We start from the raw sequence: 5,684 nt of genomic DNA on the forward strand, positions 1-5,684 counted from the left end.
GACACGGACCGATGCGCGACGTGCTCCTCCAGAGCCGTTTCGTCGGTTCGTCGGGTGAGGTGACGAAGGCGGGCGGTCCGACGGTCAAGAACGTGAGCGGCTTCGACCTCTGCCGGCTGCTCGTCGGGTCTCGTGGCACCCTCGGGTTCCTCGGCGACGTGATCCTGCGGACGCGCCCGCTGCCGCGGGCGAGTCGATGGTTCTGCACCGATCGCGATCCGTTCGAACTGCTCGCCACGCTGTACCGACCGGTGGGGATCCTGTGGGACGGACGGACGACGTGGGTTCGTCTCGATGGCGACCCAGGCGATGTCGAGACGATCGCGACGGCCACTCGACTGGTCGAGACCGACGGAGCGCCGCCGCTGCCGGGTCCGCATCGGTGGTCGGTTGCCCCGAGCGAACTCGGTGCGATGCGGACCGAGGAGCCCGGGACGTTCATCGCAGAGATCGGTGTCGGCGTCGTCCATCGCCCGACCGCCGCCCCGCATCGTGAACCCGACCCGGCAGTGCGTGCCGTCCACGACCGGATCAAGGCGCAGTTCGATCCAACCGGCCGCCTGAACCCGGGCGTCGACCCGCTCACCGTCGGCTCCGCACGGTGACCCGCGCCTACGTCGATCGACGGGTCAGCGATCTCGCGGCCGCGACCGACGTCGCCGCGATCGCTGCCGATCACTGGGGCCTGTGCACCCCGGTCGTGTTGCGTCAGGGGATGAACGCGATCTTCCGCTGCGACGACACGGTGCTGCGGGTCGCGACTCCGAACGGACCCGCGGCGGCCTCACTGGAACTCGCACAGAAGCTCGCCGATGACGGGATCAGGGTCGCCCGCAGCGTGCGCGACGACGTCGTCGAGGACCACGGTTTCGCCGTCACCGCCTGGCGTCACGTCGACGCGATCGAGGCACCCCTCGACTGGCGAGCGGTCGGTGAGTTGGTCGCACGGGTCCATACGGTCGACCCCGCCTCCGTCCCACCGGCACTTCCCGTGCCGTTCGCCGCCGAGTTCCCCTGGTGGGATCACGATCAGCTCATCGCAGAAGTCGGCGATGCGCTCGACCCCGCCGCTGTGGCAGGCCTGCGTGCAGCGATCGAACGGCACCGTGGCTGGGATGACTTCGTCGAGTCGGGTGACGTGGTCCTGTGTCACGGCGACGTCCACCCGGGCAATGTCATCATGAGCGACGACGGTCCGGTGCTTCTCGACTGGGATCTGCTCTGTCGTGCTCCACGAGGCTGGGATCACTCGGCGCTGATGACCTGGACCGACCGGTGGAACGGAGCCCCGGGGATCTACGAGGACTTCGCAGCGGGCTACGGATGGACCGCATTCGGAGATCGCCATGGCGACGCGTTCGCCGAACTTCGGCTCGTGTCGGCGACGTTGATGAGGTGGAAGGTGGCATTGGTCGATCCGGCCGCACGACCCGAGGCCGAACGGCGTCTCGGGTATTGGCGGGGCGACATCGACGCGCCGGCATGGAGTGCCCAGTGAGCTGATTGACTGTCCGATCGTGCCAGCTGGACTCGAGGTCAGGAACTCACCGTCGGGAGCCGGGCGTGGGGTCTTCGCGACCCGCCGGTTCGAGAAGGGCGAGGAGATCGAACGGTGCCCGATGCTCGTGGCCGAGCCCGATCGTGGCGATGACCTCGAATCGGGTGCCGAGGGCTACGTGTTCGGATGGGGCGACGGCCGAACGGCGTTGGCCCTCGGGTACGGGTCGTTGTACAACCACTCCTACGAGTCGAACGCCACGACCCTCGAGACCGGCGACGAGTTGGTGATCTCGGCGACGCGCCGGATCGATGTCGGCGACGAGATCCACATCAACTACATGGGTACGGCGCAGGACGGCGTCTGGTTCGACGTCCTCTGATCCTTGCCGCTGTCTGATCCTTGCCGTGTCTGATCCTTGCGCCGGCTGGACGGCTCGTCAGCGAGGTTGGCAGGTCGGGCAGTGATAACTCGTGCGGTTCGCGATGTCGAGTCGCTGGATCTCGGTTCCGCAATGGAGGCAGTGGTCTCGCTTGTATGCGTACGTCGCCACGCTGCGTGGGATCGGCGTTCCACGCGGAACGCCGGACTCGGCGCGGCTGACGGTGACGATGCGCCCGTCCTTCACGCCGCGTCGCAACATCGTCGTGATCGTGTTCCAGAGTTCTTCGAGTTCGGCAGGATCGAGGTCCCGTCCCGGACGGAGGGGATGCATCCCGCAGACGAACAGGGCCTCGGCGCGGTACACGTTGCCGACCCCGGCGACGACCGACTGATCCATCAGCAGGTCGCCGATCCCGCGTGTCGACTTCGAGACCTTGTCGAACATCCGCCGGGGGTTCTGGCGTGGCTTGATCGGGTCAGGGCCGAGTCGGGCCAGGATGCCCGTGCGCACCGACGGATCGTCGATGCTGCATGCCGTGGGACCGGAGAGATCGATCGTGGCCAGGTCGGATTCCAACCGCATCCGCACCGCGCCACGCGGTGGGGGCCGGTCGTCGTCGGTCGAGACTCGGAACTTGCCGAACAATCCCAGGTGGACGTGTCCGATCTCGCCGGTCGACCAGAAGTAGAAGAGGTGTTTGCCGTACGGCTCGATCCGCTCCAGTGTCGTGCCATCGACCCGTTCGGCATCGCTCGAGAATCGTCCCTGCGGACTCGAGACGCCGACCGGCATCCCGACCAGCAGCTTGCCGTGGTCGCGGGCGATGCGGTGGATGGTGTGTCCCTCTGGCACGAGCGACGACCGTACCGCTTCGCCGCGTAGAGTTCGCTGCGTGCTCGACGTCGGCCGCAACCGCGAGGTGAATCTGGATCTGAACCTCGACGAGGAGAAGCTGTCATCGTGCGTGTCCTGCGGGCTGTGCCTGCCACATTGCCCGACGTTCCGGGTGACCGGTGAGGAGGCGTACTCGCCCCGTGGACGCATCGATGCGATGCGCGGCGTCCAGAACGACGGCGTGGCGGTCGACGCCGAGTTCGTCGACTTCATGGCGACCTGTGTGCAGTGTCGAGGTTGCGAGCCGGCATGCCCGAGCAACGTCCAGTTCGGTGCGCTGATGGAGCAGACGAGGGTCGCTCTCGCTGCGAACCACAAGATCACGCCGAGGTGGCAGCGCGCCGGGTTCCGCGTGCTGGGCCATCATCGTGTGTTGCTCATCGGTTCCACCGTCCTGGCAGCCGCCCAACGGCTGAGGCTGGTACCCGCTCGACTCGGGTTGGCGCGGCTCCCGCTCCGTCGGCCGCCGGCAGTCGTATCGACGGGCGATGACGTGTGGCTGTTCACCGGATGTGTGATGGATGCGTGGCAGCGTTCGACGCATCACGCCACCGCCGATCTGATCACCGCCGTCGGCTCGACCTATCGGGTGCCGGGTCGTGAGGGAGCCTGCTGTGGAGCGCTGCACGTCCACGCCGGACTGCACGACGAGACCGTCGTCCTGGCACGTCGGGTGATGGCGTCGATGCCGGGAGATGCACCGATCGTCGTGAACTCGGCGGGGTGCGGCGCCGCCCTCAAGGACTACGGCACGACCGTCGGGACTCCCGAGGCCGAACGCTTCTCCGCCCGCGTCGTCGACGCGAACGAGTGGTTGGCCGAACGAGTCGATCGTCTCGAACCGTACGCGGGTGTGCGCCCGCGTGTGATCGTGCAGGACCCGTGCCATCTCCGCCACGTCCAGCGTGTCGACACGGCGGTCCGCACACTGCTCGGCCATGTTGCCGACGTGGTCGAACTCGACGACGACGGCTTGTGCTGTGGTGCCGGTGGCGCCTACTCGGTGCTCGAACCGGAACTCGCAGGCCAGATCCGTGACCGCAAGGTGGCGGCGATCGACCGGGCACTCGCCGGGGGAGGGTCGGTCGACCTGCTGGCGAGCGCGAACCCTGGTTGTTCGATGCACCTCGCAGCCGTCCTCACAGATCGGGGACTGACGGTCGAACACCCCGTCGACATCGTCGCCGGTGCGTTGGCGTCAGCGACGCGACGATGACCGCCTACGACGGTTTCGCCGAGCGTTTGGAGCAGATCGCCGAAGAACTCGACGATGTCGCGTTCGAACAGCTCCGAGAAGCGGTCGCCGACGGAGAGATCGAGCGACCACCCAGCGACAAGACGTTGATGCAGGCCCGACGGGCCGTCGCCAAGGCCGCGCACCTCCTCCGTTCCGTCGGCGAGTGACTCGACGTCGTGGTCCGACCGGACCCGACGACTCCGGTCAGACCCAGCTGTTCAGTTCACGGATGAGCGCGATCAGATCGCTGTAGCCGTGGTGCGTGAACTCGAGCGCGAGGCGATCGAGTTCGAGGTGGTCGTCATCGCGCCGTTCGGCCCGCGTCGCGTCGCTGCGTTCGATTCCGCCCGCCGTGCAGAGATGGGAGTAGCGCTCGTTCAACAGCGCGAGTTGGCCATCGGTCGGCCCGGTGCGGAGCCGGATGATCAGGCGGTTGCCGACGAAGCGGATCGAGTGGTAGTTCGCATAGAAGTCCTCGATGATGCGGCAGGCGTCCGCGCAGGAGTCGGTGATCGTGTACAACCCGGTGTCACGGGGCGAGACCAGCCCGCGATCGATGAGCTGGTGCCGAACCAGACCGTCGACGTGCTCCCAGAACGGGTCTCCGGGAGAGTCGAGGAGGATGATCGGGACCGGCAGGCTCTTGCCGGTCTGGACGAGCGTCAGGAGTTCGAACGTCTCGTCGATCGTGCCGAATCCGCCGGGGAGACAGACGAAGGCCTGAGACTCCTTGATCAGCATCAGCTTGCGGGTGAAGAAGTACTTCATCGACACGTGCTTGGCGTCGCCCGCGATGATGTCGTTCGCACCGGTTTCGAAGGGAAGCCGAATCGAGACGCCGATCGACCGCTCGCGGCCGGCGCCCTCCATCCCCGCCTGCATGATCCCGGGACCCGCGCCGGTGACCGCCATCCACCCGCGTTCGGCGAGCATCGACGCCAGATCGCGCGCCTGTGCGTACAGCGGATCATCGGGGCGGGTCCGCGCCGACCCGAAGATCGACACCTTCGATTCGTCCCGGTAGGGAGCGAAGACCCGATACGCCGCACGCATCTCGGTCAGGGCGGCAGTGGCGATCTTCAGGTCGAGCGTGTCGGGCTCGTCTCCGATGAGGCCCAGCGCCTCCGAAACGAGTGATTCCGCGAGCCGAACATTCTCCGAAACTCCGAGCTCGCGAACCACCGATTCTGCAACGGAGCGGTTCTGATCGGGTACACCTTGGTCCATGCCCATCGAACCCTACGACGCCGATGAGTCTGCCGACCAGCCTGCCGCTCGACCCGGTGGCATCGCGGGTTGGCGGGAGCGGTACTCGAGCGATGCGTCGACGCCGTCGCTGTGGCGTGGCCTGGGCCTCGGGTTGCTCGCCACGGGTGCCGGCCTCGCCGTCGCCGAACTGGTGGTCGGTCTGGTGCGCGACTCGGCGTCGCCGGTGGTCCCGGTCGGTCAGGAGTTCATCGATTACACGCCGGCGTGGCTGAAGGACTGGGCGATCGAGCAGTTCGGGACGAGCGACAAGGCGGTGCTGGTGTCCGGCGCGCTGATCGTGATCCTGATCCTGGGTGCGATCATCGGCGTGCTCGCGGTTCGTGGTGCGAAGGCGATGGCGTACGCCCTCTCGTGTGCCGTCGGTGTCATCGGGGCCTGGGCGGTTTTGATCCGCCCGGATC

General features: G+C 67.1%; 7 protein-coding genes and 1 pseudogene. 6 read left to right on the forward strand and 2 right to left on the reverse strand.

Annotation, left to right across the window (positions count from 1 at the left end):
- The 3 genes from WBV89_RS00660 to WBV89_RS00670 form a co-directional block, all read left to right on the forward strand.
- A partial coding sequence (locus tag WBV89_RS00660; protein WP_423979414.1) for an FAD-linked oxidase C-terminal domain-containing protein occupies positions 1-605 on the forward strand: 605 nt, incomplete at its 5' end.
- Positions 602-1,498 carry a phosphotransferase enzyme family protein gene (locus WBV89_RS00665; RefSeq protein ID WP_423979415.1) on the forward strand — a complete coding sequence of 299 codons (897 nt, stop codon included), beginning with the start codon at positions 602-604 and terminating at the stop codon, positions 1,496-1,498. The genes WBV89_RS00660 and WBV89_RS00665, both read left to right, overlap by 4 nt.
- A 19-nt stretch (positions 1,499-1,517) precedes the next feature.
- Positions 1,518-1,880, forward strand: a complete 363-nt coding sequence (locus tag WBV89_RS00670; protein WP_423979416.1) for an SET domain-containing protein-lysine N-methyltransferase — start codon at positions 1,518-1,520, stop codon at positions 1,878-1,880.
- Between the two features lie 57 nt (positions 1,881-1,937).
- Here WBV89_RS00670 and WBV89_RS00675 read toward each other — a convergent pair whose 3' ends face one another.
- Positions 1,938-2,735, reverse strand: coding sequence for an Fpg/Nei family DNA glycosylase (locus WBV89_RS00675; protein ID WP_423979417.1), 798 nt, complete (start codon positions 2,733-2,735; stop codon positions 1,938-1,940).
- 40 nt (positions 2,736-2,775) lie between these two features.
- Here WBV89_RS00675 and WBV89_RS00680 point away from each other — a divergent pair, with 40 nt between their 5' ends.
- Together WBV89_RS00680 and WBV89_RS00685 are read left to right on the forward strand one after the other, a co-directional pair.
- Entirely contained in the window at positions 2,776-3,993 is a 1,218-nt protein-coding gene (locus tag WBV89_RS00680; RefSeq protein ID WP_423979418.1) for a (Fe-S)-binding protein, read from the forward strand.
- A complete protein-coding gene (locus tag WBV89_RS00685; RefSeq protein ID WP_423979419.1) occupies positions 3,990-4,181 on the forward strand; it encodes a hypothetical protein in 192 nt (63 codons plus the stop codon). The genes WBV89_RS00680 and WBV89_RS00685 overlap by 4 nt, the downstream gene beginning before the upstream one ends.
- A gap of 37 nt (positions 4,182-4,218) precedes the next feature.
- Here the strand turns inward: WBV89_RS00685 and WBV89_RS00690 are convergent, their stop codons facing one another.
- The gene (locus WBV89_RS00690; protein WP_423979420.1) at positions 4,219-5,241 is read right to left on the reverse strand and encodes a TIGR00730 family Rossman fold protein; all 1,023 of its coding nucleotides are present in this window, start codon (positions 5,239-5,241) and stop codon (positions 4,219-4,221) included.
- Here WBV89_RS00690 and WBV89_RS00695 point away from each other — a divergent pair.
- Positions 5,240-5,684 (forward strand): annotated as a pseudogene (locus WBV89_RS00695) (hypothetical protein); the annotation flags it as partial. The gene WBV89_RS00690 and the pseudogene WBV89_RS00695 sit on opposite strands and share 2 nt — an antisense overlap.

The sequence above is a fragment of the Ilumatobacter sp. genome (assembly GCF_049588435.1).
Taxonomy (GTDB): Bacteria; Actinomycetota; Acidimicrobiia; order Acidimicrobiales; family Ilumatobacteraceae; genus Ilumatobacter_A.

Excerpts from the sequence above, each read along its gene's own strand:
- WBV89_RS00690 (WP_423979420.1), bottom strand. The coding sequence starts at position 5,241 with ATGGACCAAGGTGTACCCGATCAGAACCGCTCCGTTGCAGAATCGGTG.
- WBV89_RS00685 (WP_423979419.1), top strand. The coding sequence starts at position 3,990 with ATGACCGCCTACGACGGTTTCGCCGAGCGTTTGGAGCAGATCGCCGAA.